Origin of the sequence: Mucilaginibacter sp. SJ, assembly GCF_028993635.1 — a bacterium.
Taxonomy (GTDB): Bacteria; Bacteroidota; Bacteroidia; order Sphingobacteriales; family Sphingobacteriaceae; genus Mucilaginibacter.
In genome coordinates, this window is sequence record NZ_CP118631.1 from 920473 (window position 1) to 946885 (window position 26413).

The following is a 26413-nucleotide window of genomic DNA, read 5'->3' on the forward strand; positions in this document are numbered from 1 at the left end:
AAAAGCCGTCCTGATATTCGGGACGGCTTTCCATTGTTATAATTTTTCGGAGTTATTTTACTTGTTGGAAAAACTCGATGTTAGCTTGTTGAGTAATCCTTACCAAAACTTCATGTTTGTCGTTTTTCAAGTCAACAAAATATGAAGTTGGCTCGATAGCGTCATTGATTGAAGTGTTAGCCTGGTAAACGATAACTTCGCCTACTTCGTAACCTTTGTAATCGCTGTTGATTTGTTTAAGGGCTTTTGCAGGGATAGCTTTGTTGTCAACACGTTGAGTTGTACCTAAAAACTCGCCTTGCAGGTTGTAGAAAGCAGTTTTTTGAACGCCATCAACAGTGAAAGTAGCTTTTTGAACGTTTTTGGTTACAGTCCAGTTAACGTTGGTAGCTTCAGCGAAGTCAGCAGTAAAGCCGTGTAATGCTACGTAAGAAACGTTGGTACCACCATCTGATTTTTTGCCACCATCAGCGAAAGCGTTAACGGTAAATAAGGCTGCAGTTGCTATTGTTAAAAATATCTTTTTCATGTTCGTTTAAATTTTAAATCCTGCAACAAAAATACAGTGTACTTATCAATATTTAAAATTTTCTTGAACTTTTATGAATATTTAATAATCATAGCCTTTTATAGGCACAAAATTTAAATTTTATCAATAACCTTAGTGTATATTTTACAATATCTAAAAGAAAAAACGCCAATTAATGGCGTTTTTTCTTTGCTAAACCGATTTATGCTGTCATTGAATTGTCATTTAGCCATTATCTGCAAAGCCCGGGTACAAAGTCATGCCCCCATCGGCAAAAATTGTAACCCCGGTAATGTAATCTGACTCGTCTGAAGCCAGCCAAACTGCCAGTTTTCCGATGTCATCCGGCTGGCCAATCCGGTTGTAAGGGATGAGCGTCAATAATTTATCCAGCGCTTCCGGGGTTTTCCAGGCTTCCTTATTAATAGGTGTTTGTATAGCGCCTGGCCCTATCCCATTCACCCTGATCTTATGCGGGGCGAGCTCTTGTGCTATACTTTTCATAAACATCATAATACCGCCTTTGCTGGCCGCATAGTTTACGTGGCCCGCCCAGGGAATTACTTCGTGTACGCTGCTCATACAGATAATTTTGCCCGCAGCTTTGCTTCCTCCGTCAACAACACCGCGTTTTATAAACTCCCTGGCAGCCTCCCGGGCACAAAGAAACTGACCGGTTAAGTTAATGCTGATCACTTTATTCCAGTCGTCGAGCGTCATATCAACAAATCTGGCATCTTTTTGCAGGCCTGCATTATTTACCAAAATGTCAATAGTGCCATATTGCTTAAAGATTTCGGCAAACATGGCTTTCACCTCTTCCTCATGGCTTACATCGGCCTGAAATGCAAATGCCTCGCCGCCGGTGGCCTTGATCTGGCTTACGACATCGTCGGCAGCAGCTTTATTGTGTGCGTAGTTAATGAGGAGTTTGGCGCCGGCCGCGGCCATTGCCAAGGCAACACCTTTACCAATGCCGCTATCGGCGCCGGTTACGAGGGCAGCTTGTCCTTTTAGTAGTTGGGGAGTATTGCTCATAGATAAACGTTTTTGTGTTTAAGATAAGCAATTGAATTGAGAGGGGAATTGTTTTTATCTGAACCTGGATTTATAAGATTAAAGGATTCCCGGATTACATATTTAAAACAATTATAATCCGGTAATCCTAAAAATCCACCCAAATCCGGGTTCAGAGATTACAACGCTTTTATATAATCATGAAACAGATACAACGCTTTCTTTTTATCCGCTGTTAAATCATAATCTATTTTAACCATCAGGTAGTCAATCAGGTCGAAATCATCGCGCATGGTTAATTCTTTGAAAAGCTCTTCCCGATGTTCAAGGCCATACTTTAACGATGCGTTAAATTCATCCATAAATTCCTGTGGGATAGGCTTATTTGCTATCCAGGCTGCAAAAGTGAATGGCAGGCCTGTCATTTTTTGCCATTCTTCGGCAAGATCGTAAACGTATTTGTATTGCTGCTTTTTGCCGAAGGTGCGGTCGCCTATTTGTACAAAGGCGGTTTGTTCATCTGCAGACCGGGCATAATCCGGCGCATTAATAACTTGCTCCGGATTTACCTGCCAGTGGTTTTTAAGCAGCACACGGGCAAGATTATTTGATGAACGCGACTGGGGATCAAGCTGGATAGTGGTTACATCCTTAATATCACAATTGCTAAAAATAAAAACGGAGTTTACCGCGCCTACGGCACCAATGCAGTAATCAGAAACAATTTCCCATTGCGGCAAACTCAGTGCCGCAGCAACCGGGATCAGACCGATATCAACCACGTCGTCGATAAGTTTTTGGGCACAATCTGCCGGGATATCAAGGCTCAGGTCGATTTTATTAATAATGTCGGTATGTTGAATGCCGTATAAAAAGGGTTTGGTATTAGTGTAGCTTACTGCTGATATTCTGATCTTGTTCACAAATTCGCTATTTCTATTCTTCGGAATGTTTGAGATGTTCGGCATTGTTAAAGTCGATGATTTCGAATCTTTCGCCATTGTACGTTACCTTGTATAATACCAGGTTTTGGTGCGGAAAGGTATCCATTTCGGATAAGGGCTTACCGGTAAGGATACAAAGCAAAAGGCGCAAAGCACGGCCATGCATACAAATAAGCACCGTTTTTTCTTCGGGGTGGCTCATGATCACCTCCATGGCTTCGCGCTGGCGTACTTCAACCTCAAGCGGACTTTCGCCCCCTTCAAATTTACTGTCGAGCTTACCATCCAGCCAATCACGCATAATCTGCAAAAAAGCAGCCTTATTATCAGTAGTTGGCGACTGGCCTTCGTGAATGCCCCAGGCCAGCTCATCCAGCCCCGGAAGCTTTTCATAAGGAATCCCAAGATCAATAAAAGGCTGAATGCTTTGTTGGGTACGTTTTAACGCCGATATGTAAATTTTATCAAACGGAACGGTTTTATAAGCCTCAAAAAACTGACAGGCCTGTTTACGACCTTCGTCATTTAAATCGGTATCCACACCGCGGCCCTGTATAATACCAAGTTTGTTATACTCAGTTTGGCCGTGGCGTACTATATATAAGGTCTTTTGTATCATTTTTCTTTAAGCTGAAAGTTGAAAGCGTAAGGCTTAAAGCTTTCTTGCTTGTTGTGATTTTTTGCTTTGAGCTTGAGCCTTCTTTTTTAGCTTAAAATAGAAGGTGCAAGACATAAAGCTTTTTGTTGCGATTTTTTTGCTTTTAGCTTTCAGCCTTCGGCTTTTGGCTAATTAATAACCGGTAATTTGTAATACTGCGGTTTCGGTTCATCGCCAAATACAAAATTGGTATAATCCGTTACTATATTATATAACGTATCACGTTCAATAGGCTGGCGACCTACGTGTTTGATTAGCTCTACCACTTGTTTGGTGCTCATGCCGGGATGCTGCTCTTCGGCGCCGGCCATTGAGTAGATTTTTGTGGTATCATCCAACGTTCCATCAATATCATCCACACCAAAGTTAAGCGAAAGCTGTGCAGTTGTACGGCTGATCATAGCCCAGTAGGCTTTAATATGATCAAAGTTATCCAGGTAGATACGGGCTACGGCATAGTTTCGCAAGTCTTCAATCACTGAAACCTCGGGCACGTGCGACATCTGGTTATCCTTGTTGCGGAACTTAAGCGGAATGAATGTTTGGAATCCGCCTGTTTTATCCTGCAACTGGCGTAAACGCTCCATATGGTCGACACGGTGTTTATATTGCTCAATGTGCCCGTAAAGCATGGTTGCATTCGAACGGCCGCCAAGCTTGTGCCATTCTTCATGAATAGCCAGCCACTGATCGGCAGTACATTTATCTTTCGAGATCTGATCTCTTATTTCGGGATCAAAAATTTCGGCACCACCTCCGGGGATGGAATCCAGACCTGCTTCCTGCATCAGGCGCATGCCTGTGGCGTAATCAATTTTGGCTTTTTTAAAGATGTAGTGATATTCAACCGGGGTTAATGCCTTGATATGAAGTTCCGGGCGATGGGCGCGGATGCGGGCAAAAAGTTCCTGGTAAAAAGGCACATCATATTGCGGCAGCACACCACCTACAATGTGAACCTCAGTAACCGGTTCGCCATCATACTTGGTAACCATGTTGAACATTTCATCCATGGTGTACTCCCACCCTTCCGCCTTTTGCTTCAACAGACGCGAGTATGAACAAAATTTGCAGTCGTAAACGCAAAGATTGGTAGGCTCAATATGAAAATTACGGTTGAAATAAGTTTTATCGCCATGGCGTTCCTCGCGGATGTAATTAGCTAAAGTGCCAAGATATCCAAGTTCGCCCTGCTCGTAAAGCAAAACGCCTTCATCAAAAGTGATGCGTTGTTTGTCAAGAACTTTTTGAGCAATATGCTTTAAATCAGCAGATAAATTCGGATCGTTAAGTAAAAACTGTAAATTATCTGAATTATGCATCAATTAAAAATTTGACCAAAGGTACTAAAAAGCTTAAAAGTAATATACGTTACGACACATATCGGCCAAATTTCACAGTAAATTACAATAAAGTTACAGTGCTTTGATCTCGCTTATGGAAATCCCTGTTGAGCAATCATCCTGGCAGCCATTGGGCACATAACTGGCGTTTGAGATCATGCCGTTGTTGTCGGTTTCAAAATAAATGGTATTCTTTTTCTTATCTGCAGATAGCCATTCGTTCTTTGCTTTCTGGTAAACCTGGTCGAGGGTTATTGATGCTGCACCTGAACTGTGCTGGCTTAACGAAGTTTTGTCCTCATGCCATTGTTCCCTGATAGTTTTAACAGGGGGCATATTAGCAGTTTTATACTCTAAAACATATGATAAAAAATCCCTTGCTACCACAACACCATTTTGAACAGTGATCGTAGTTTCGGAGCCATAGCCGAAAACGGAACCGGCGTTAACGGTATAAGTATATGAATTTTTGCTTTCGGCCTTAAAGTTTTGCCATGCTTTATAGCTTTTGTCATAAGCGGTATCATTGGCATCTTTTTTACAGGCAGATAGCCCAATAATAACAAACAGGAAGATAAGGCACTTTTTCATGCGGTTTGGTTTTTAAACCTATTCGGCAAAAAATATAAAAACGCTACAGCTAATAACAAATATTCTTGTTTATTTTGGGCGATATCATAATACAATACCATGAAGACTGAAACTATAGCCATACATGCCGGCAACCATGTTGATGAAGCAACAAGGGCCGTTATACAACCCATTATTATGTCAACCACGTTTGAGCGTGGTGAGGATGGCGGTTTTCCGGCAGGTTATATCTACAGCCGTTCATCGAACCCCAATCGTCATGCGCTGGAGCATGTGCTTGCTAAGTTAGAGGGTGGTGTTGAAGCGGCTTCCTTTTCATCAGGCAACGCAGCTGGAATGTCGGTTTTTCAATCGCTTGATCCGGGCACTCATATTATCGCTCCTGATGATATGTATCACGGCCTGCGCAACCAGCTTAAAACCCTTTTTGCCGGCATCCTTACCTTTGATTTTATCGATGTAAACGACACCGAGCTTTTGCAACAGCATATCAAGCCTGAAACAGGTTTGATCTGGATTGAAACACCATCGAACCCACTTTTAAAAATCACAGATATAAAAAAGGTTGTGACAATAGCCAAAGCAAAAGGTATTAAAGTTTTGTGCGATAATACATTTGCCACCCCTATATGCCAGCGGCCACTTGACTTGGGCGCGGATATGGTTATGCACTCAGCCACCAAATATTTTGGCGGGCATAGCGATCTGATGGGCGGCGTTTTGATTACTGCAGAGCAGAACGATTGGTGGACAAAAATCCGCCAGGTGCAGGAAATGGGTGGCGCTATCCCCTCTCCGATGGATTGTTATTATTTAGTGCGCAGTATTAAAACTTTACCATATCGTGTAAAAGGCCACGTGCAAAACGCACTGTTATTAGCCGAATACCTTGAACAGCATCCCAATGTTGAACAGGTAATGTACCCCGGTTTGCCCGCGCACCCGCAGCATGAGATAGCTAAAGATCAGATGCTGGCTTTTGGTGGCATGTTATCCTTTACTATTAAAGGCGATGAGAACGACACGCATAACATCATTAACAAACTGAAACTATTTATCAAAGCTACGAGTCTTGGTGGTGTTGAAAGCCTGATTGAACACCGCGCTACTGTTGAAGGGCCGGATACCAAAACACCACGAAACCTGCTAAGGGTTTCGGTTGGGTTGGAACATATTGATGATTTGATAGCCGATATGGAGCAAGCTTTGTTGAGGTAAAAGGAGAAAGGTTAAAGGCGAAAGGTAGCTGCAATTTGGGTAGATAAAAAATACTTCCAACAAAACCTTTAACCTTTCGCCTTTGACCTTTAACCTCATTTCTAAAATAAAATTTGGTATATTACCTCACAACCCCTTATATTCGCAACATTATTTGGTAGTGATACCAACGTCGATCAATCCTCCGCACATAGTTCGGGTGTTGATTTATAAAGAAGCGGCGAGAGATCAGGCTCAATGACCCGCTGGCAACCCTTCAATATTGAAGAAGGTGCCAATTCCTGTCCCGGCAAATAACACCGGGGAATATAAATTTATAACCATGAAAAGTTTAATTAAATTTACCCAACGCAACACTTTTTACACCTTAAACGGTAACGTACAACATATTAGCTCCCCTATTGGCTATATTTGTATGTGTTGCTGCTGTTGATGCTTAGCACGCCCCTGTTTTCATTCTCTGAAAAGCGTGTTGTTAAACCGGTTGCTTTTAAACCGGCTTTCCAAATTCATCTTAACATTCAAAATCTAAATTAAACACATTAAAAAATTACAACTATGTCTGCCTTAAAATTCGAAACCTTACAATTACATGCCGGCCAGGAAGTTGATCCAACAACAGGTTCACGCGCTGTGCCCATTTATCAAACCACTTCATATGTATTTAACAGTGCCGAACATGGCGCCAACCTGTTTGCGCTAAAAGAGTTTGGTAATATCTATACCCGCATCATGAATCCCACTACCGATGTGTTTGAAAAACGCATTGCAGCCTTAGAGGGCGGTGTGGCTGCGCTGGCAACAGCGTCGGGTCAGGCATCCCAATTCCTTGCCCTGAATAATATTTTACAGGTTGGCGACAACTTTGTTACTTCTCCTTTCCTGTATGGTGGTACTTATAACCAGTTTAAAGTAGCATTTAAACGCCTGGGCGTTGAGGTACGTTTTGCCAAAGACGATACTGCGGCCAATATCGAGGCGCTTATTGATGATAAAACAAAGGCGATTTTCCTGGAAACAATCGGTAACCCGGGCTTTACCATTGCCGATTTTGAGAAGGTGAGCGAAGTTGCCAAAAGGCATGACCTGCCATTAATTGTTGATAATACTTTTGGTGCCGGTGGTTACCTCTTCCGTCCTATTGAACATGGCGCTAACGTGGTTGTGGAGTCAACAACCAAATGGATTGGCGGGCACGGTACCAGTATTGGCGGTGTTATTATCGATGCAGGCAATTACAATTGGGGTAACGGCAAATTCCCGCAATTTACCGAACCAAGCGAAGGTTACCACGGACTGATATTTAACGATGTATTCGGCATTGGGGGCCCGTTTGGCAATATCCAGTTTATTATCCGTGCCCGTGTGGAAGGCTTGAGAGATTTCGGTCCGTCGCAGGCGCCATTTAATTCATGGCTGAACATTCAGGGACTGGAAACACTTTCGTTACGCGTACAACGTCATGTTGATAATGCCCTGCAACTGGCTAAATGGTTGGAGCAGCACCCTCAGGTGGCAAGCGTAAATTACCCGGGATTGGAATCATCGCCATATCATGACTTAGCTAAAAAGTATTTAAAAAACGGCTTTGGGGGCGTACTATCGTTCGAAATTAAGGGGAGCAAAGAACAGGCCAGCCGCTTGATCAATAACCTTAAACTGGTGAGCCATTTAGCCAATGTTGGGGACGCAAAAACACTCATCATCCAGCCATCGGCAACCACGCATCAGCAATTATCTGATGAAGAGCAATTAGCTGCCGGTGTTACGCCTGCTTCATTGCGCGTGGCTGTTGGTATTGAACATATTGATGATATTAAAGCCGATTTTGAACAGGCTTTTGCAAAAATTAAGCAAGGTGAGGGTGAGTTAGTTTAACAATGTATAGTTTTTTTAAGTGATATAGTAAACGTTACTTGTAGTTAAGTCTTAAGTTCTAAGTATTTAGTCTTAAGCCGAAAAATTGAAGCTTCGACTTAAGACTTTGTACTAAAGACTTTCGACTTAACACAATGTGACAAATAACAGAATGAACGCAGAGATATTTAAATACACTGACACTTTTGAATTTGAATCGGGCCGCACAATTGAAGGTTTAGAAATAGGTTTTCATACTTATGGCCGGTTAAATAAGGAAAAAAATAACGTTGTTTGGGTTTGCCATGCGCTTACCGCCAATAGCGATGTATTTGACTGGTGGAAAGGGCTTATTGGTGAGGGTTATTTTTTTAATCCGGAAGAGCATTTTATAGTTTGCGCCAATATTTTGGGTTCGCCTTATGGAACAACAAGTCCGTTGAGCATTAACCCGGTTACCGGCCAGCCTTATTATCTTTCATACCCCCAGTTTACTACAAGGGATATGGTTAAAGCACACCAGTTGCTTGCCCAGCATTTAAACATTAATAATATCAGCGTATTAATTGGTGGTTCATTAGGCGGCCAGCAGGCTATGGAATGGGGTATTATTGAACCAGAACGGATTAAAAACCTTATCCTGATAGCAACCAATGCTAAACACTCGCCATGGGGTATCGCTTTTAACGAATCGCAGCGTTTAGCTATCACAGCCGATCGTACTTTTTACAGTAATACGCCCGAAGGCGGTCAGAAAGGCTTAAAAGCCGCACGCAGTATTGCGCTTTTAAGTTATCGTACTTATAAAACTTACGGCATTACCCAGCAGGAAGAAGCTGACGATGTGCAGGACAATTTCCGTTCTTCGTCGTATCAAAACTACCAGGGACAGAAGCTGGTGAACCGCTTTAACGCTTATAGTTATTGGTACCTAACCAAAGTGATGGACTCACACAATGTGGGCCGCGGCCGTCACGGTGTAGATAAAGCGTTGAGCCTCATCAAGGCAAAAACATTAGTTATCGGCATCTCATCGGATGTTTTGTTCCCTATTGAAGAGCAGCAATACCTATTCAGGCATATCCCTAAAGCTGCCTTTGCCGAACTGGATTCGTTTTATGGGCACGATGGATTTTTAATTGAAACAGAAGCATTAACAAACATATTTACATCGTTTTTTAAAACTGATGTGAAAGGAAAAATTATAGAACTGCAACGTACAGCGTAATGAGTAAAAAGTTAAATATCGGCCTCTTCGGATTTGGAGTTGTTGGCCAGGGATTATATGATATCATCAAAACAAAGCATTTAAATATCGAGATAGTAAAATTTGCTATTAAGGATCCTAATAAAAAACGTTCTTTACCGGCACATTTATTTACTACCGATAAAGAAGAGCTGCTTAACAATCCCGAGATCAATACCATTGTTGAATTGATCAATGATACTGAAGCTGCTTTTGAAATTGTTTCAAGAGCATTAAAATCTGGCAAAAACGTAGTATCTGCCAGTAAAAAAATGATTGCCCTTCATTTGGATGAACTGATCGAAATTCAGCACCAGTATGGTACTTCATTATTATATGAAGGTGCGGTTTGCGGTAGTATCCCTATTATCCGCAATTTGGAAGAGTATTATGATAACGAATTACTGCATTCGATAAGCGGTATTTTCAACGGTTCATCAAACTATATCCTTTCAAAAGGCTTTATTGAAGGGCTCGATTATGATAGCGCATTGAAACAAGCCCAGGACCTGGGTTTTGCCGAAACCGACCCAACAAGTGATGTTGGAGGTTTTGACGCCAAATATAAACTGGTTATTGCCGCTGCACACGCTTATGGCGTAGTTGTACAGCCCGATCAAGTATTTAACCTGGGCATTCAGAACCTTGCAGCTGCAGATTTGCAATATGCCCGCGAAAAGAACCTCAAAATTAAACTGGTACCTGTAGCCAAAGAACTTGACGACCGCAACGTTGCTCTCTTTGTATTACCTAAGTTTGTAAACGACAAAGAGTTTTTATACAACGTTGAGTACGAATATAATGGCGTAACCGTACAGGCCGCCTTTGCCGATCAGCAATTCTTTTTCGGGAAAGGCGCGGGCGGTCATCCTACCGGTTCGGCAGTATTATCTGATATAGCAGCTTTGCGTTATAACTATCAATACGAATACAAAAAAGCTAAAGAGAAAACAGACCTTAATTTTACCAATAACATTGAATTAACCATTTACCTGCGTTATGACGATGAGGAACTGGTTGAAGCGCTGAATTTTGAACACATCAATGAGCGTTACTATTCAGGTAATTATAAATTTGTTATAGGAAAAATCAATTTGCAAAATCTGATCGCTAATCAACTTCGTATATCTGAGAGTAAGGCTTTCGTAGCCTTTGCCGATCAGCTTACGGGGGTCAGCTTAGCATCGGTAACTAAACAAGCGGCCGAAGTGTTTTAATAAACCCGCGGCAGTTATTTATAAAACACAAAAGGCAAAATGACCCGGCTTTCTTCATAACAATTCATATGCTTAGTCCAATTCAATTGGTTTCATTTTAGGCACCAGGAAATGCATAATGAGCCAGGCCAAAATGTAAGCGCTTCCGCAAACAAAAAACATAATGTAATAAGCTATCTCAATCTTACCGATTGACCGATAGTATACAAACAGGTTTTTTTGCACGGCAAGCGACAGGAATACCCCGCCAATGGAACCGAACATACCACCTAAACCTGTTACCGAGCCAATAGTGCGTTTTGGGAACATATCCGAAACTGTGGTGAATATATTAGCGCTCCATGCCTGGTGCGCCGATGCTGCTATACCAATTACTATAACCGCAAGCCACATATTAACACCACCCAAAATTTGGGCAAATATGATGGGTATTACTGCCAGTGCATAAATAAACATGGATGTTTTACGGGCTTTAAATACCGGCCAGTCCTTTTTAATAAGGTTCATAGGTAACCATCCGCCGCCAACGCTGCCAAAGGTAGACATGGTATAAACCAACGCAACAGGAATGGCTATTTCTGTGCCTTTTAAATGATACTGGCTTTCTAAAAAATCGGGGAGCCAGAACAGGTAAAACCACCATATCGGGTCGGTAAGGAATTTACCTATAACAAAGGCCCAGGTTTGCTTAAACGAAAGCAGCTTGCCCCATGATATTTTCTTTTGCTCAACTGGCTGTAAGGCTTCAGTTTGACTGTCATGATCACTGTTGATGTAATCAAGTTCGGCTTTTGATACCTTGCTATGCTTTGAAGGTGCGCGATAAATAACCTGCCAAAGCACCAGCCATATAAAACCAATGGAACCTGTAATAATAAAGGCCCATCGCCATCCCCAGGCCGCCGCTATAAAGGGCACTGTTAAAGGAGCAACAATAGCACCTATATTTGCACCCGAGTTAAAGATCCCCGTAGCAAATGCACGTTCCTTTTTAGGAAACCACTCGGCCACGGTTTTAATAGCTGCAGGAAAATTTCCCGCTTCACTAAGGCCCAATGCAGAGCGCACTACGCCGAAACCAAAAGTGCCGCCAACAAAAGCGTGGCACACAGCCGAAATACTCCACAGCAGTGTTGAAAGGAAATAGCCGAGTTTGGTGCCTATCTTATCGATGATCCGTCCGGCAGCCAGCAAACCTATTGAATAAGCTATTTTGAATGCTATCTCAATATTGGCATAATCACCATCATTCCATTTAAACTCCTTGGTAAGGTCTGATTTAAGCAAACTGATTACTGCCCGGTCAAGGTAATTAACGGTTGTTGCGAAAAATACCAATGAACAGATAACCCAGCGGTAGTTTCCAACTTTTTCTTCTCTCATTATAATTTAGGTTTACAGGCTATTTAATGGTTTGTACTATTTCCAGCAGCTTCAGGGTATCGTTATACAGCTTATCGTACTCCTGGTTTTCCAGTACGTTTTTGCTGATGAGCTTACTGCCCATGCCCACGGCACATACCCCGGCTTTAAACCAGGTATTGATGCTGTCATGGTTCAAATCAACCCCACCTGTTGGTATGAACAACTGACCGGCAAACAAATCCTTGATCGAAGATACAAACTCCGGCCCCAATATATTGGCCGGGAATATTTTTATCAGCGCAGCCTCGTTTTGTTGAGCAGTGTAGATTTCGGTCGGCGTCATACAGCCCGGAATCCATAACAGGTTGTGCTGCGCTGCCAGTTTTCCAACCTCCGGGTTAACAATTGGCGACACGATAAAATCAGCTCCGGCTTCAATAAAAGCTTCAGCTTCCTGAAGGCTTTTGATGGTGCCGATGCCTAATTCCAAACCAGGCATTTCGCCGCTGGCCAATGCTTGTTTTAAAACCTTGAAATTTTCCAGGGCGGCGGCGCCGCGGTTGGTATATTCAAATACCCTAATGCCAGCTTTATAAAGCGTGCGGGTTATTTGCAGGCTCACCTCCGGATCTTTGTAAAAGAACAGCGGTAATGTACCCTGCTTTAATATCGCGTCAAGTACTATATCTTTTTTACTCATTGTTTCATTGCGTTATAAATTTCATCAACTGTTTTGGTGGTGGCATCGCCTTCAATAAAGAGCTTTTCGAATGCGGCTGCCGTTGCAAAGTCCAGCAATTGCTGCGGATCCTGCTTGTTAAAAAAGCCGTAGATAAGCCCTGCCATAAAGCAATCGCCGCTGCCTACTTTATCAACCACAGTTTCGGTAGTATAGGTTGGCGAATGATAAAAGCGGTTACCTGTATAAAGCGAAGTATAATATTCAACACCTTTCCCGGCATCAAAACGGAAGGTATTAGCAACTGCCCGGCAACGCGGATAAGCCTCCATAATCCTTTCGGACGAGTAGAGCCCTTCTTTGAGATAAATGCTTTGTTGACCCGATTCGTGGATATCAGGTGTAACAGGAATACCAAGCATGGTTTCTTCGGCCCAAACATTGCCCATAATGATATCGGCATATTGCACCAGCTTTGGCATAATCTCCGTTGGCTTTTTACCGTACTGCCATAACTTGGGGCGATAATTAAGATCGACAGAGATGGTGATATGTTTCCTGCTTGCCGCCTGTAAAACCTCTTCGCAAACATTGGCAGCCTGCTGGCTTAACGCCGGGCATATTGCGCTGAAATGAAACCAGCTCACCCCTTCCAGAACAGCATCCCAGTTAACCATGCCCGGGTTGAGATCGGCAAAGGCCGAACCGGCACGGTCATATACAATGGCATTGTTCTTTACATCTTTACCGCGGGTAAGGTAATAAAGCCCTATTCTGTTACCACTATGATGTATTGCTGATGTATCGATGTTTTTGCTTTCCAGGTAGCTGATAATCTGTTCGGATAAGGCATTATCAGGCAAAGCGGTAAAGTATTTTATTGGCTGTTCCCAAAGGGCTAAAGCATTGGCTACATTAAGCTCGGCACCACCCATAAAAAATGGCAGCTTGTTACTTTTTAACCATTGCCCTTCACCATCGGGGCACATTCGTAATAACAGTTCGCCAAATGACAGAATGCTTCCCTTTGTATTTTCGATATTGCTCATTTAAAAATTGAAATAGTTTTTGGCGTTAAAATAGCAAATATCGCTCACGATCTTGCCGGTCCATTCAATATCATTTGGTAATTCGCCGTTTTCAATATCTTCGCCCAACAAGTTACAAAGCAACCTGCGGAAATACTCATGCCTCGGGAACGACATAAAGCTCCTTGAATCGGTAAGCATTCCAACCAAGCGACTCAGCAGGCCCATGTTTGATAAAGCGTTTAATTGTTTGATCATGCCATCTTTTTGATCCAAAAACCACCAGGCTGATCCAAATTGCATTTTACCGGCTACCGAACCATCGTTATAATTGCCCACCATGGTAGCAAACAGCTCATTATCGGCAGGGTTAAGGTTATAAATAATGGTTTTAGCTAACTGGTTAGTGGTATCCAGCCTGTTCAGGAATTTGGATAGCGCCCTACCCTGTGCAAAATCGCCGATAGAATCCCAGCCGGTATCAGGACCTAAATTGGTTAAAGCACGCGCATTGTTATTACGCAATGCACCAAGGTGGAATTGTTGTACCCAGCCTTTTTCATGGTCCCAAATGGCAAAGTAATACAACATGGCCGATTTAAATTTCAGGATTTCCAATGGCAACAACACTTCGCTGTTCCTTATTTTAGTAAAGATGGTAGCTATCTCTGCGTCAGTGTAATCTTCGGAATAAATCTGCTCCAGTCCGTGATCGGATAATTTGCAGCCGTTTTCGGCGAAGTAATCATGCCTCGCTTTTAAAGCAGTAAGGTATTCATCAATGTTAGATATGGATACATTTGCCACCGCTTCCAACTGATCAATGTATTTGTTGAGCCCGGCAATGTCATCAGCGTTCATAGCTTTATCGGGGCGATAGGCCGGCAAGATCTTCACGCTATATCCATCCTGCTTAAGTTTCTGATGATGACTAAGGTTATCCAGCGGATCGTCGGTAGTGCCAACAACTTCCACATTTTTACTTTTAAGGATATTACGGATGCTAAACTCCGGCGATTGTAGTTGCTCATTGCACTGGGCATATATTTTTTGTGCCGATGCTGGTGAAAGCAACTCATTGATGCCAAAATATCGCTGCAATTCGAGGTGTGTCCAATGGTATAGCGGGTTTCTCAAGGTGTAAGGAACCGTAGCGGCCCATTGCATAAACTTTTCCTCGTCGGTTTTAGTGCCGGTGATATACGCCTCATTAACACCATTTGCCCGCATAGCGCGCCATTTGTAATGATCGCCATAAAGCCAGATCTGCGTAATGTTTTGAAAATTGATATCATCGGCTATCTGATCTGGCGGCAGGTGGCAATGGTAATCAATAATAGGCTGATGGCTGGCGAATTCATGATATAAGCGCTGCGCCGTTTTGGTTTGAAGTAAAAAATCCTGGTCTAAAAAATTCTTCATTGGTTATTAACAGATATATACCGGAGTTAATGGTATAGTAGTTTATACTTGTAAGCGGCAAATTACACATCATACAGGCAAGTTGGAAGTAATAAGCCCAAACAATCCACGCAAACGTTTTCGTTAGCGGGTAAAAGCCGCAACTATAAAGCAAAAAAGCGATGAGTATTACCCCATCGCCTTTTTATCTCTACTGGTAAAATTTCTGCTACCAGAAAATTGAATATAATGCAACTACAATACCGGTTACAATTAATGCACCTGCAGTGAACGCTCGTGATGTTTTAAACATCGATCCATCTATTTCAAGGCCGTTTGTTGTAACGCCCCTGGCCTGGTCAATCTTTGAAATAATGTACATACCAATAACGCAGAGAATAAATACAAAACCCATACGGTCAAGGAAAGGGATCTCGTAAAGCTGGGTTACCTTATCATCCTGTAAGGCTAATTTTGAGAAGCCATACGGCGACAGGAAACTCAGGTCAATAAACCTTGGGCAAAGTTTAAAGAAACATGAGAATATGAAACCGCCAATGGTTGCAAATAAAGCCGCATTTGAAGTTGCTTTTTTCCAGAAGAAACCGAGGATAAACATAGCAAAGATCCCCGGCGATACGAAGCCGGTATATTCCTGGATGTATTGGAAGCCCTGTTTACCTTCGCCCATTAATGCCTTACCAATAAGCTCAGATAACAAGATACCTAATAACAAGGCAACGAGTACCGAGATTTTACCCAGGTTAACCAGTTTTTTATCGGTAGCTTCAGGATTGATTGCTTTTTTGTAAATATCCAACGTAAAGATGGTAGCGATACTGTTTGCTTTACCCGCTAACGACGCTACAATAGCAGCCGTTAACGCAGCGAATGAAAGGCCTTTTAAGCCGCTTGGCAATAAGTTTAACAGTGATGGATACGCTTTGTTAGGATCCAAAACTCCAGATGAACTCGCCATTTCCTGGTGGAACATCCCTTTTTGATATAAAAGGTAAGCCGCAATACCAGGCAGCACCACAATAACAGGCATCAGCAACTTAAGGAAAGCTGCAAACAGGATACCACCTCGAGCAGTTTTAAGGTTTGCGCCCAAAGCCCTTTGGGTAATATACTGGTTACAGCCCCAATAGTTAAGGTTAGTGATCCACATGCCGCCTATCAGAACAGATAAGCCGGGAAGATCCATATAATTTGGATTATCCTTTTTGAAGATCATATGGAAGTGATCCGTAGCTTCGCTATGCAGGATCTTGAAACCATTGAGTAAGCCTGTTGTATTTTCTTTTTCGCTTAACAAAGTAAGTGCAAGGTAAGATGCCATTAAACCACCCAATATCAATACCGCCACCTGGATAACGTCGGTATAGCCGATAACCTTCATACCGCCCAGTGTAATAACCGCCGAGAATATGGCCAGCAGCCAGATACACAGGTGAATATCAAGACCTGAAATACCGCTGACAGCTAATGCACCAAGGTAAAGGATTGACATTAAATTAACCACGATGTACAGTAACAACCAAAAGATGGCCATAATCATGGCCACCGTTCCGTTATACCGCTGGTGCAGGAACTGCGGCATGGTAAAAATCTTATTTTTAAGATATACCGGGATAAAGAAAATCGCCACAATGATAAGGGTAATAGCGGCCATCCACTCGTAAGTAGATATGGCTAAGCCCATTTTAAACGCAGACCCACTTGTACCTATAAATTGTTCGGCAGAGATATTTGAGGCAATGAGCGATGCTCCGATAGCCCACCAGGTTAAAGAGCCTTCGGCCAAAAAATAGTCTTTTGAGGTGGCATCGGCGTTGTGTTTGCGCTTATACACCCACCAGCCGTAGCCGGCAACAATTATAAAGTAGATAAAGAAAACAGCATAATCGCCATTCGAAAGGGTTTTGAGGTTCATTGTTTTGGTTTGTCTTTGGGTTTAATATGTATGATTGACAATTATAAACTATATATATCGATTTATCAAATTTTCGATGTATTCTTGTTTACCACTTGTCACTTTAGGTTCGCCGTTAGCTATCGCATAGTTACGCAAATCTTCCAAAGAAACCTTACCCTCTTCAAAATCTTTCCCGGTGCCTGCATCAAATGAGGCATACCTTTCGGTACGTAATTTTTTATACTCCGATTTTTGCAAAATATTATCAGCAGTAACCAAAGCCCTTGCGAAAAGGTCCATACCACCAATGTGAGCATAGAACAAATCAGCCGGATCGGTTGAGTTACGGCGGATCTTGGCATCAAAGTTAATACCACCACCCTGGAAGCCGCCTGCCTCAAGAATAATCAGCATGCATTCGGTTACTTCATTGATATCGTTCGGGAACTGATCTGTATCCCAGCCATTCTGTGAATCACCACGGTTAGCATCTATCGAACCTAATAAACCTGAATCGGCAGCCACCTGAAGCTCATGCTGGAAAGTATGACCGGCAAGCGTAGCATGGTTAACTTCAAGGTTAAGTTTAAAATCATTGATCAGATCATATTTCTGCAAGAAGCCCAGTACGGTTGCCGCGTCATAATCATATTGGTGCTTGGTTGGCTCACATGGTTTTGGCTCAATAAAGAAAGTGCCTTTAAAGCCTTGCTTACGGGCATAATCTTTAGAAGCGTGTAAAAACTGAGCTAAATGCTCCTGCTCGCGTTTCATATTGGTGTTCAGCAGACTCATATAACCTTCACGGCCACCCCAGAAAACGTAGTTTTCACCGCCTAAAGCGATAGTTGCGTCCATAGCTGCTTTTACCTGCGCACCGGCATGTGCCAAAACATGAAAATCGGGATTGGTTGATGCACCGTTCATGTAACGTTTGTGGCTAAACAAATTTGCTGTGCCCCAAAGCAATTTTACGCCACTGGCAGCCTGTTTTTGTTTAGCATAATCAACCAAAGCCTGTAAACGGCGATCATTTTCGGCAACGTCATTACCGTAGTCAACTACGTCAACATCGTGGAAACAGTAATATGGCAGGTTCATTTTGGTCAAGAACTCAAACGCTGCATCCATTTTGTCTTTAGCTCGCTCAACAGCGTCAGCTTTTTCATCCCACGGGAAAACGTGTGTAGCGCCGCCAAACGGATCGGCACCGTTACCGCAGAACGAATGCCAGTAGGCACCTGCAAAACGCAAATGATCTTTCATGGTCTTGCCGGCCACTACCCTATCCGCATCATACCAGCGAAACGCCAGCGGGTTATCTGATTCAAGGCCTTCAAATTTTATCCGGCCTATTTCTTTGAAAAATTCTTTTTCGCCTGTTACTATCATTTTAATTATTGAATTAGTGAGTTATTGAATTAGTGAATGTGCTTTTTTATAAGGTTATTATTTTCTCGCTTTCGGCTTTTTGTATTAAGCTTTTAGCTTAGCATTTAAAAGGGCTTTCCACTCTTGGTAAACCGGTTCAAACGCATCTGTAGTTGGTTCAACCAATTTGATAGCTTTGATATTGCTGAACGCTTCGGATGGTGATTTGAAAATTCCGGCACCTATACCTGCGCCTAAGGCCGCGCCTACGCTGCCGTCATTATTGTAAAGCTCAACAGGCACGCCCGTAGCATTTACAAAGGTTTGGGTAAACAGATCACTCAGGAACAGATTGCTTTTGCCGGCACGGATCACAGTTGGGTTCATGCCGTTGCCGCGCATAATATCAAAACCATAACGGAATGATGAGGCTATCCCCTCCTGTACAGCCCTGAAAATATGTGCCGGTGTATGCAGGTTAAGGTCGATATTTTGAAAATGCGCACCAACCTGTTTGTTATTTAGCATGCGCTCGGCACCGTTGCCAAACGGCAATACCTGCAAGTCCTCGCTGCCCAAAGGTGCTTTTTCAGCTTCGGCATTCATTTGGTTATAGCTATAGCCGGTGCCGAAAGTGTTTTTTACCCAGCGATACAAACTGCCGGTTCCGTTAATACAAAGCAGCACACCAAGCCTCTTTTGCTCATCGGTATAATTAACGTGCGCAAAGGTATTGATGCGTGATTGCTGATCAAAAACCAACTGATCATCCACACCATATATCACGCCCGAGGTACCCGCGGTGGCAGCTACCTCGCCAGGGTTAAGTACATTTAATGAGAGGGCATTGTTGGGCTGGTCGCCGGATTTATAGGTAATCGGAATGTCGGCCTTCAAATTCAGTTTTTCGGCAACGGATGCTTGCAAGGTTCCGTGCGAAGAAAATACAGGATTGATAACCGGGAACAGGCTTTCATCGAAACCGAAATAATTGATGATCTCTTTGGAGATGCTATTGGTTTTGAAGTCGAAAAATACACCTTCAGATAATGCAGATACCGATGTGGTGATGTCGCCGGTAAGTTTCATGGCGATATAATCACCAGGCAGCATGATCTTATCTATTTTACTGTAGATCTCCGGTTCATTTTCCTTTACCCAGGCCAGTTTTGAGGCCGTAAAGTTACCCGGCGAATTGAGCAGGTGCGATAAGCAATGCTCTTCGCCAATGGTGGCAAAAGCTTTATCGCCAATTTCAACAGCGCGGCTATCGCACCATATAATACTATTACGAAGTACGTTTTGATTTTTATCAACCAATACCAGGCCGTGCATTTGGTAAGCGATACCAATGGCAGCTATATCTTTTGAGTTGTAACCTCCCTTAGTATGACAGCGCTCCAATGCTTTTTGTGCCTGCTCCCACCACATTGAGGGAGATTGTTCGGCCCAGCCGGGATGCAATGCTTTAATTGGCGACTCCTGGTCTGGGTATTGTGCCGAAGCGATTGTTTTTTGCGTTGCGGTGTCAACAACACTTACTTTTACCGACGAAGTACCTATATCGATCCCTAATAACAGCATAGCCTATTCAGATTTTTGTATGATTTTTTGGTTGTATTTATTAATTGGTAACTTAACGCAACGAAAATAAAGAAATAAATAAAAATTGCAATCGATTGCGTAAAATATTTTTTCCAACTTGCACGCTATAATGAAGAAAGTTAAACGCACCACCATTTATGACATTGCCGCTAAGCTCGGCATAACCGCGTCTTCCGTATCAAGAGCGCTGAATAACAGCAGCCAGGTGAACGAAAAAACCAGGGAGCTGATCATCAAAACCGCCGATGAGCTCAATTATAAACGCAACACCCTTGCCTCCAACCTGCGCAAAGGGCATTCAAAAACTATTGGCGTAGTGGTGCCGCGGATAAACCAGAATTTTTTCAGTAACGTGATAGCCGGCATTGAGGAAACAACCTATCAAAAAGGATATAACCTTATCATATGCCAGTCGGGCGAAGTGCATGATAAAGAGATCCAGTGTGTAAATACGCTCATTAACCAGCATGTGGATTGTATTGTGATCTCGGTATCGGCCGATAGCTATGATTACCAGCACCTGCAAAATGTGCTTGACCATGGTATTCAGCTGATCCAGTTTGACCGTGTTGCCGAAGAGCTGGAAACGCTTAAAGTGATCAACGATAATGAACAGGCTTCATTTGAAGCGGTATCGCACCTGATAGAAAACGGATATAAACGTATTGCCTTACTTGAGGGCCCACAAAATCTCAATATTTTTCGCCAGCGTAAAAATGGATATCTACGGGCATTAGAAACACATAGAGTGAAAGTTAGTGATGAACTGGTGGTTGAAAATGCATGGACAAAAGAACTTGGTGCCGAAGCTACCCGTAAACTGCTTAACCTCCCCCACCCGCCGGATGCTATATTTGCCTCTACATCTGACTTTTCGGCTTTAGGTGTCTTGGAGGTAGCTAATGTCATGAATATCAAGGTACCTTCAGAATTGGGTATTTGCGGTTACTCTAATGAAGCTTTTACGGAGATTACCAGCCCATCGATAACTACTATAGATCAGTTTAGTGTTTATATGGGCAAAACCATTGGCAACCTATTTTTCCAGGAGATTGCCAGCATCGAGGTTTCGGTTAAACCCAAGATCATCAGTATTAAGCCTGAATTGATTATAAGAGGATCAACAGCGAGGAAGGGATAAGGTTAGCTCCTTATAAGATTGATGATTTATAAAGATTAAAATAAATGTCATTGAGCGTAGCGCGGCAATCGCATGCTATACAGAGCGGCCGTGCTTCCGTGCGATTGCTTCGTGCCTCAATGACATTTTTTTATTCGTAATTTTTACTAAAATTCCACCACAAATCCAACTCTTTCCCGATAAAAAACATATTTTAAATTCAATATCGATAAGCATTTAGTTACAGATTTGTTACATTAAGCTTTAATTTCAACCATTATTTAAGTATAACACGTATGGATGATTTTTTAGCTGCCAGATCTCAAATGGCCTTATCCTTAGGTTTTCATATCATATACTCCTGTATAGGTATGGTAATGCCGGTTTTCATGGCGATATCACATTATAAATGGATCAAAACCCAGGACCCGGTTTATAAAAACATCACTGTAGCCTGGAGTAAGGGCGTGGCTATATTTTTTGCTACCGGCGCCGTATCCGGTACCATGCTCTCTTTTGAGCTCGGATTGCTTTGGCCCGGCTTCATGAAACACGCCGGGCCGATCTTCGGTATGCCGTTCTCGTTAGAGGGCGTCGCCTTTTTCATCGAAGCGATAGCACTTGGCTTATTCCTTTATGGCTGGAACAAACTAAATAACTGGGTACATTGGACAGCCGGGGTTATTGTTGGGGTAAGCGGCGTTGCATCGGGTATCCTGGTGGTATCAGCCAATTCCTGGATGAATAGTCCGTCCGGGTTCGATTTTATAAATGGACAATATGTTAATATCGATCCGGTAAAAGCCATGTTTAACAAGGCCTGGTTTTCCGAGTCGTTGCATATGATCATAGCCGCCTTTTCGGCAACAGGTTTCGCGGTAGCAGGCATCCATGCGCTTATGATCTACCGTAAAAAGAATATCGCTTTCCATACTAAGGCATTTAAAATTGCCATTATCTTCGGTGCGGCCGCTGCCATATTACAACCTTTCAGCGGCGACTTATCAGCCAAAAATGCGGCTAAACACCAACCTGCAAAACTGGCCGCAATGGAAGCTTATTTTCACACCCAGGAATACGCACCGCTGGTTATCGGCGGCATTCCCGACACAGCGGCTAAAAAAGTAAATTACGGCTTAGAAGTTCCCGGTTTATTAAGCTTTTTGGTGCACGACAATTTTAAAACACAGGTAAACGGATTGGATAAGATCCCTGTTAAAAACCAGCCGCCGGTAGCTGTGACCCATTACGCATTCCAGATCATGGTAGGCATAGGCGTTTTGATGATGCTGATCGGGATCATCTATTTTTATGAACTCTGGAAAAAGAAAGACCTGCTTTCCAAACCATGGTTTCTGAAAACTTTTATTTGGGCAACACCACTTGGTTTTATAGCCCTTGAAGCCGGTTGGACGGTTACCGAAGTTGGTCGACAGCCATGGATTATACAGGGCGTTATGCGCACCAGCGAAGCAGTTACACCAATGCCGGGTATTCAGTATTCTTTTTACCTGTTCAGCTTTATTTATTTTACGCTGAGTGTGGCTGTTATATTTTTATTAAAAAGGCAAATCCAGATGGTGCCTGAATTGTATGACCGTAAAACCGCCCAGCCATGATGCTATATATTGTAATCCTTTTTCTTTTTGCGGCTATCACCCTCTACTTTTTATTAGGCGGAGCCGACTTCGGTGCTGGCATTATCGAGCTTTTTACATCAACTGACAATAAACACCGCACCCGCAAGATCATGTACCAGGCTATCGGCCCAATTTGGGAAGCCAATCATATGTGGCTTATCATTACCGTGGTGGTGCTATTTGTGGGCTTCCCGGTTATTTACAGCGAAATGTGCATCTATCTGCACATTCCGCTGTTGGTAATGCTGCTTGGTGTAATTGCCCGAGGTACAGCATTTTCGTTCCGTAATTATGATGCCATTAAAGATGAAAAAACACAGGCATTTTATACCCATATATTCGTTTATTCAAGTTTTGTTACGCCATTGTTTTTAGGCATCATTGCAGGCAGCGCCCTATCCGGGCAAATCGATCCTAAAGCCACTGATTTTGTACATGCTTACATCTTTAGCTGGTTCAATTGGTTTTCGGTATCTGTTGGCTTTTTTACCGTGTCGTTGTGCGGCTTCCTTGCAGCTATTTATATAGTTGGCGAGACTGAAGACGTTGACGAAATTAAGCGTTATATCCGCAAGGCGAAGATCATGAACATTGCCGCCGTAATATGCGGCGCACTTGTATTTTTGGCTTCTCATTTTGAGCATGTCCGCCTGGCAAACTGGATTTTTGGCAACCCTGTAAGTTTAGTTGCAGTGATAGCTGCAACCATTTCATTGGCAGTACTTTATTTAATTATATCACATCGCCGCAACCGGCAATGGATCAGGGTACTGGCGGCTTTCCAGGTGTGTATGATATTGATATCAGTTGGGTTTTCGCGCTTCCCGAGGTTTGTTATTTTTAAAGACGGCAGTTCTATGTCCTTGCTTACCGAACATGCCAATAGCAATAGTATTGATGACTTAGGGATCGGTTTATTGGTGGGTAGTTTGTTTATACTACCGGCGCTGGGGTATTTGTATTACGCGTTTAAAAAGAAAAATTAATCTTGATTTGCCTGATTTTAGGATTTCATGATGTCACACCCTAAATCAAGCTAATCGTAAAATCAAGCGCATCATGGTTCTAATGACAAATATATGCCATCAAATATTACATTTGTGTTGTGAAGAATTATTTAAAGATCCTATCAATCGACGAATACTCCATTACGCCTAAGTACCTGCAACTCTCCAATGCTATTATCAGGGCCATTGAAAGCGGGCAGATTGTGAAGGATGATATGCTCCCTTCGATCAATGATCTCAGCTATGCACTGGATACTTCACGGAATACCATTGAGCGCGTTTATAAGGAATTGAAGGAGAAAGGCATAGTAAGCTCAGTTCCGGGCAAAGGTTTTTTTATTTCCAATACCGATTTTCAAAAGCCGCTTAAGATTTTCCTCCTGTTCAACAAGCTTAGCGCACATAAAAAGATCATCTACGATGCCTTTGTAGCAACTATCCGCGAGCAGGCAGCTATCGATTTTTATATCTATAACAACGATTTTTACTTTTTTAAAAAGATCATTACCGAAAGCATCCAGAGCGATTATGCCAAATACATCATCATTCCGCATTTTTTAGATAATGAAACCAAGGCCCATGAGATCATCAATACTATTCCAAAAGATAAACTGATTTTACTGGATAACCTGGTACCTGGCGTGAGTGGCAAATTTGCAGCGATATATGAAAACTTTGCTACGGATGTTTACGAGGCGCTGAAGAGCATGCTGGATAACCTGAGTAAATATCATACACTCAAGCTGATCTTCCCCGGCAAAACCTATCACTCTAAAGAGATCATGAAGGGCTTCCTGAATTTTTGCAGGCAGTATGCTTTCGAGTACGATATTGTTGAAACGCTATCGACAGAAACTATCCAGAAAAACACGGTATATATTAGCCTTACAGAGGATGACCTGGTTGAGCTCATTAAAAAGATCATCGCCTCTGATTTAAAAGTGGCTAAGGACGTTGGCGTGATATCCTATAATGAAACAGCGCTTAAAGAGATCATTCTTGATGGTATCACCACCATCTCAACCGATTTTAAATTAATGGGCAGCAAAACCGCCGAGTTTGCGTTGAATAACTGCCACGAGCATTTTGCGGTTCCGTTTACGGTGAGGTTGAGAAGCTCGTTGTAGCCCCCCTACCCCCTTAAAGGGGAACGATGGTTTAAAAGCAACAATGATTGAAGGCTCAACTTGCGCTCGTTTTTAGCGAGTGCTTAACGTGGGTTTGCGCTTACAACGCAACTGGCGATACAATCGCCCAACCATATTAAGCACTCGCTAAAAACGAGCGCAAGTATTTTTACTTCAACTCCCTAACTTTTATACTTCTGAAAAACACCTCATTGCCATGATCTTGTAGTAATAAATGCCCTTCAGCGGCTTCGCCAAAGTTTTTCCAGATTTTGTACTTACTGATTGCTACCAGGTCGCGGAAAGCTTTTGAACCTCGTTCGTATTCCAGTACTTTAACGCCATTCAGGTAGTGCTCAACATGATTATTAGGATACACCACCACGCGGCCCGTATTCCATGCCCCTATCGGGTGCACAAAACGGTCCTGTTTGTTGGCTTTAATAAGGTCATACAGCGAGGCTAAAGTACGGTCGCCATCACGGCCAAGTTTGGCATCGGGGTGCAGTTTATCATCAAGTACCTGGTATTCCAGGCCAATAGCCGACCCTTTAGTAACTTCAGACAGGGTGACAAAATATTTGACACCGCTATTAGCTCCCGCCGTAAGCTTAAATTCAAACGACAGGTCAAAAGCGCTGTAATTATCATTAGTCACAATATCACCGCCACCAGATTCTTCCTGTCCGGCAGAGGGCAGCACATGCATAGTACCGTCAGCATATTCCCAGCCTTTATCCGGGAAACCTTTAAGGGTTGCACCGCGCCAGCCTGTATTGGTTTTGCCATCGTATAATAATTTCCATCCGTTTGCTTTTTCAGCAGCAGTTATGCTGTTTGGTGTAAGGTTAACAACATACACATCCTTTGGAAACGGGGTAGCTTTTAAATTAGTGGTCTTGAGGTTAATATTTTTGAAATACACCTTTTTGTTAGCCTGCTTTTCTTCGCTTACCGCATGCACCTGTAAAGCGATAAAGCCTTTGCTGTCGATAGTATCAACAACATCGCTTGCAGGGACACCGTTTACCCATGTTTTCATCTCGTTGCCGATACATTCAATTTTGATGTGATTGTATTCGCCTACTTTAAAAGCGTCTTTTGCTTTTGGGTTGAGATCCAGCGGATAAAGCCAATCGCGCCGGCCTTCGTCATAAATGCCACCAGTCCATTTGCGTGAAGACGGGTCTATTTCAAATTGCCTGCCATAAACCTTGCCTTTGCCTTTATTACCCTCAGGGTCAAAATGACTGCGGGTTTGTACGCCCGAATTGCTCAGTTCACTTTCAATTTTCGCATCCAGCTCTAATATAAAATTACCGTATTCCTTTTCGGTAACTAAAAATGAATTGCCAGAGTTGAGCACAGTAGTGCCTACTATGGCCCCGTCTTCTACTTTATAATCGGCATTGCCGGCAAGCTTTTTCCAGCCTTTAAGGGTTTTACCATCAAATAGTTTGGTTTGCGCATTTACCGGACCGAATGCCGTTGACGCCAAAAGCATAATTGCAGGGTAGATTATTTTTTTCATA

General features: G+C 42.7%; 22 protein-coding genes and 1 riboswitch. Of the genes, 8 read left to right on the forward strand and 14 right to left on the reverse strand.

All coding sequences use genetic code 11. The annotated features are described in order from the left end of the window. Window positions 1-52: 52 nt before the first annotated feature. The 6 genes from MusilaSJ_RS03660 to MusilaSJ_RS03685 form a co-directional block, all read right to left on the reverse strand. Window positions 53-529 (reverse strand): hypothetical protein, encoded by a 477-nt coding sequence (locus MusilaSJ_RS03660; RefSeq protein ID WP_090525550.1) that lies wholly within the window; start codon window positions 527-529, stop codon window positions 53-55. A 225-nt stretch (window positions 530-754) separates the two neighbouring features. Beyond that, complete coding sequence (locus tag MusilaSJ_RS03665) at window positions 755-1567, reverse strand: SDR family oxidoreductase (RefSeq protein WP_274988715.1); 813 nt, start codon at window positions 1565-1567, stop codon at window positions 755-757. Window positions 1568-1725: 158 nt separating this feature from the next. Then, window positions 1726-2514 carry a menaquinone biosynthetic enzyme MqnA/MqnD family protein gene (locus tag MusilaSJ_RS03670; RefSeq protein WP_274988716.1) on the reverse strand — a complete coding sequence of 263 codons (789 nt, stop codon included), beginning with the start codon at window positions 2512-2514 and terminating at the stop codon, window positions 1726-1728. Then, the gene (locus tag MusilaSJ_RS03675) at window positions 2483-3109 is read right to left on the reverse strand and encodes a histidine phosphatase family protein (RefSeq protein ID WP_274988717.1); all 627 of its coding nucleotides are present in this window, start codon (window positions 3107-3109) and stop codon (window positions 2483-2485) included. The genes MusilaSJ_RS03670 and MusilaSJ_RS03675 overlap by 32 nt, the downstream gene beginning before the upstream one ends. A gap of 167 nt (window positions 3110-3276) precedes the next feature. After that, window positions 3277-4470, reverse strand: a complete 1194-nt coding sequence (gene mqnE / locus MusilaSJ_RS03680) for an aminofutalosine synthase MqnE (RefSeq protein WP_274988718.1) — start codon at window positions 4468-4470, stop codon at window positions 3277-3279. 93 nt (window positions 4471-4563) lie between these two features. Further along, on the reverse strand, window positions 4564-5082 hold the full coding sequence (locus MusilaSJ_RS03685; protein ID WP_274988719.1) for a hypothetical protein: 519 nt from the start codon (window positions 5080-5082) through the stop codon (window positions 4564-4566). 99 nt (window positions 5083-5181) lie between these two features. Here MusilaSJ_RS03685 and MusilaSJ_RS03690 point away from each other — a divergent pair, with 99 nt between their 5' ends. The 4 genes from MusilaSJ_RS03690 (at window position 5182) to MusilaSJ_RS03705 (ending at window position 10620) form a co-directional block, all read left to right on the forward strand. Beyond that, window positions 5182-6300, forward strand: a complete 1119-nt coding sequence (locus tag MusilaSJ_RS03690) for a trans-sulfuration enzyme family protein (protein ID WP_274988720.1) — start codon at window positions 5182-5184, stop codon at window positions 6298-6300. Window positions 6301-6504: 204 nt separating this feature from the next. Next, window positions 6505-6615: riboswitch (SAM riboswitch) on the forward strand. Between the two features lie 243 nt (window positions 6616-6858). Then, a complete protein-coding gene (locus MusilaSJ_RS03695; protein ID WP_274988721.1) occupies window positions 6859-8178 on the forward strand; it encodes an O-acetylhomoserine aminocarboxypropyltransferase/cysteine synthase family protein in 1320 nt (439 codons plus the stop codon). Window positions 8179-8329: 151 nt separating this feature from the next. Further along, window positions 8330-9385 (forward strand): homoserine O-acetyltransferase family protein, encoded by a 1056-nt coding sequence (locus tag MusilaSJ_RS03700; RefSeq protein ID WP_274988722.1) that lies wholly within the window; start codon window positions 8330-8332, stop codon window positions 9383-9385. Continuing rightward, on the forward strand, window positions 9385-10620 hold the full coding sequence (locus MusilaSJ_RS03705; RefSeq protein WP_274988723.1) for a homoserine dehydrogenase: 1236 nt from the start codon (window positions 9385-9387) through the stop codon (window positions 10618-10620). Before MusilaSJ_RS03700 ends, MusilaSJ_RS03705 begins: the two co-directional genes overlap by 1 nt. A gap of 72 nt (window positions 10621-10692) precedes the next feature. Here the strand turns inward: MusilaSJ_RS03705 and MusilaSJ_RS03710 are convergent, their stop codons facing one another. From MusilaSJ_RS03710 to MusilaSJ_RS03740, 7 genes are all read right to left on the reverse strand, one after another. Next, window positions 10693-12003: an MFS transporter gene (locus MusilaSJ_RS03710; RefSeq protein ID WP_091164847.1), complete on the reverse strand. Its 1311-nt coding sequence runs from the start codon at window positions 12001-12003 to the stop codon at window positions 10693-10695. Window positions 12004-12022: 19 nt separating this feature from the next. Next, complete coding sequence (locus tag MusilaSJ_RS03715; RefSeq protein ID WP_274988724.1) at window positions 12023-12685, reverse strand: bifunctional 4-hydroxy-2-oxoglutarate aldolase/2-dehydro-3-deoxy-phosphogluconate aldolase; 663 nt, start codon at window positions 12683-12685, stop codon at window positions 12023-12025. Next, a complete protein-coding gene (locus MusilaSJ_RS03720; RefSeq protein ID WP_274988725.1) occupies window positions 12682-13713 on the reverse strand; it encodes a sugar kinase in 1032 nt (343 codons plus the stop codon). The genes MusilaSJ_RS03715 and MusilaSJ_RS03720 overlap by 4 nt, the downstream gene beginning before the upstream one ends. Beyond that, window positions 13714-15114: a glucuronate isomerase gene (gene uxaC, locus MusilaSJ_RS03725; protein WP_274988726.1), complete on the reverse strand. Its 1401-nt coding sequence runs from the start codon at window positions 15112-15114 to the stop codon at window positions 13714-13716. A 208-nt stretch (window positions 15115-15322) separates the two neighbouring features. Continuing rightward, on the reverse strand, window positions 15323-17029 hold the full coding sequence (locus MusilaSJ_RS03730; protein WP_274988727.1) for a sodium/sugar symporter: 1707 nt from the start codon (window positions 17027-17029) through the stop codon (window positions 15323-15325). Window positions 17030-17077: 48 nt separating this feature from the next. Beyond that, window positions 17078-18403, reverse strand: a complete 1326-nt coding sequence (xylA, locus tag MusilaSJ_RS03735; protein ID WP_274988728.1) for a xylose isomerase — start codon at window positions 18401-18403, stop codon at window positions 17078-17080. A gap of 84 nt (window positions 18404-18487) precedes the next feature. Beyond that, a complete protein-coding gene (locus MusilaSJ_RS03740; protein WP_274988729.1) occupies window positions 18488-19966 on the reverse strand; it encodes a xylulokinase in 1479 nt (492 codons plus the stop codon). A gap of 130 nt (window positions 19967-20096) precedes the next feature. Between MusilaSJ_RS03740 and MusilaSJ_RS03745 the strand changes: the two genes are divergently transcribed. The 4 genes from MusilaSJ_RS03745 (at window position 20097) to MusilaSJ_RS03760 (ending at window position 24881) form a co-directional block, all read left to right on the forward strand. Then, complete coding sequence (locus MusilaSJ_RS03745) at window positions 20097-21128, forward strand: LacI family DNA-binding transcriptional regulator (protein WP_274988730.1); 1032 nt, start codon at window positions 20097-20099, stop codon at window positions 21126-21128. A 275-nt stretch (window positions 21129-21403) separates the two neighbouring features. Continuing rightward, window positions 21404-22726: a cytochrome ubiquinol oxidase subunit I gene (locus tag MusilaSJ_RS03750; RefSeq protein ID WP_274988731.1), complete on the forward strand. Its 1323-nt coding sequence runs from the start codon at window positions 21404-21406 to the stop codon at window positions 22724-22726. Beyond that, entirely contained in the window at window positions 22723-23733 is a 1011-nt protein-coding gene (locus tag MusilaSJ_RS03755) for a cytochrome d ubiquinol oxidase subunit II (protein ID WP_342457019.1), read from the forward strand. The genes MusilaSJ_RS03750 and MusilaSJ_RS03755 overlap by 4 nt, the downstream gene beginning before the upstream one ends. A gap of 119 nt (window positions 23734-23852) precedes the next feature. Beyond that, window positions 23853-24881, forward strand: a complete 1029-nt coding sequence (locus tag MusilaSJ_RS03760) for a GntR family transcriptional regulator (RefSeq protein WP_274988732.1) — start codon at window positions 23853-23855, stop codon at window positions 24879-24881. A 169-nt stretch (window positions 24882-25050) separates the two neighbouring features. On the opposite strand, the gene MusilaSJ_RS03765 is transcribed toward MusilaSJ_RS03760, so the two are convergent. Further along, the gene (locus tag MusilaSJ_RS03765) at window positions 25051-26412 is read right to left on the reverse strand and encodes a 3-keto-disaccharide hydrolase (protein WP_274988733.1); all 1362 of its coding nucleotides are present in this window, start codon (window positions 26410-26412) and stop codon (window positions 25051-25053) included. Window position 26413: the final 1 nt, after the last annotated feature.

What these genes read in the sequence shown, in the direction of transcription:
- MusilaSJ_RS03660 (WP_090525550.1), bottom strand. Translation starts at nt 529, where the DNA reads ATGAAAAAGATATTTTTAACAATAGCAACTGCAGCCTTATTTACCGTT.
- MusilaSJ_RS03665 (WP_274988715.1), bottom strand. Translation starts at nt 1,567, where the DNA reads ATGAGCAATACTCCCCAACTACTAAAAGGACAAGCTGCCCTCGTAACC.
- MusilaSJ_RS03670 (WP_274988716.1), bottom strand. Translation starts at nt 2,514, where the DNA reads ATGCCGAACATCTCAAACATTCCGAAGAATAGAAATAGCGAATTTGTG.
- MusilaSJ_RS03675 (WP_274988717.1), bottom strand. Translation starts at nt 3,109, where the DNA reads ATGATACAAAAGACCTTATATATAGTACGCCACGGCCAAACTGAGTAT.
- mqnE (WP_274988718.1), bottom strand. Translation starts at nt 4,470, where the DNA reads ATGCATAATTCAGATAATTTACAGTTTTTACTTAACGATCCGAATTTA.
- MusilaSJ_RS03685 (WP_274988719.1), bottom strand. Translation starts at nt 5,082, where the DNA reads ATGAAAAAGTGCCTTATCTTCCTGTTTGTTATTATTGGGCTATCTGCC.
- MusilaSJ_RS03690 (WP_274988720.1), top strand. Translation starts at nt 5,182, where the DNA reads ATGAAGACTGAAACTATAGCCATACATGCCGGCAACCATGTTGATGAA.
- MusilaSJ_RS03695 (WP_274988721.1), top strand. Translation starts at nt 6,859, where the DNA reads ATGTCTGCCTTAAAATTCGAAACCTTACAATTACATGCCGGCCAGGAA.
- MusilaSJ_RS03700 (WP_274988722.1), top strand. Translation starts at nt 8,330, where the DNA reads ATGAACGCAGAGATATTTAAATACACTGACACTTTTGAATTTGAATCG.
- MusilaSJ_RS03705 (WP_274988723.1), top strand. Translation starts at nt 9,385, where the DNA reads ATGAGTAAAAAGTTAAATATCGGCCTCTTCGGATTTGGAGTTGTTGGC.
- MusilaSJ_RS03710 (WP_091164847.1), bottom strand. Translation starts at nt 12,003, where the DNA reads ATGAGAGAAGAAAAAGTTGGAAACTACCGCTGGGTTATCTGTTCATTG.
- MusilaSJ_RS03715 (WP_274988724.1), bottom strand. Translation starts at nt 12,685, where the DNA reads ATGAGTAAAAAAGATATAGTACTTGACGCGATATTAAAGCAGGGTACA.
- MusilaSJ_RS03720 (WP_274988725.1), bottom strand. Translation starts at nt 13,713, where the DNA reads ATGAGCAATATCGAAAATACAAAGGGAAGCATTCTGTCATTTGGCGAA.
- uxaC (WP_274988726.1), bottom strand. Translation starts at nt 15,114, where the DNA reads ATGAAGAATTTTTTAGACCAGGATTTTTTACTTCAAACCAAAACGGCG.
- MusilaSJ_RS03730 (WP_274988727.1), bottom strand. Translation starts at nt 17,029, where the DNA reads ATGAACCTCAAAACCCTTTCGAATGGCGATTATGCTGTTTTCTTTATC.
- xylA (WP_274988728.1), bottom strand. Translation starts at nt 18,403, where the DNA reads ATGATAGTAACAGGCGAAAAAGAATTTTTCAAAGAAATAGGCCGGATA.
- MusilaSJ_RS03740 (WP_274988729.1), bottom strand. Translation starts at nt 19,966, where the DNA reads ATGCTGTTATTAGGGATCGATATAGGTACTTCGTCGGTAAAAGTAAGT.
- MusilaSJ_RS03745 (WP_274988730.1), top strand. Translation starts at nt 20,097, where the DNA reads ATGAAGAAAGTTAAACGCACCACCATTTATGACATTGCCGCTAAGCTC.
- MusilaSJ_RS03750 (WP_274988731.1), top strand. Translation starts at nt 21,404, where the DNA reads ATGGATGATTTTTTAGCTGCCAGATCTCAAATGGCCTTATCCTTAGGT.
- MusilaSJ_RS03755 (WP_342457019.1), top strand. Translation starts at nt 22,723, where the DNA reads ATGATGCTATATATTGTAATCCTTTTTCTTTTTGCGGCTATCACCCTC.
- MusilaSJ_RS03765 (WP_274988733.1), bottom strand. Translation starts at nt 26,412, where the DNA reads ATGAAAAAAATAATCTACCCTGCAATTATGCTTTTGGCGTCAACGGCA.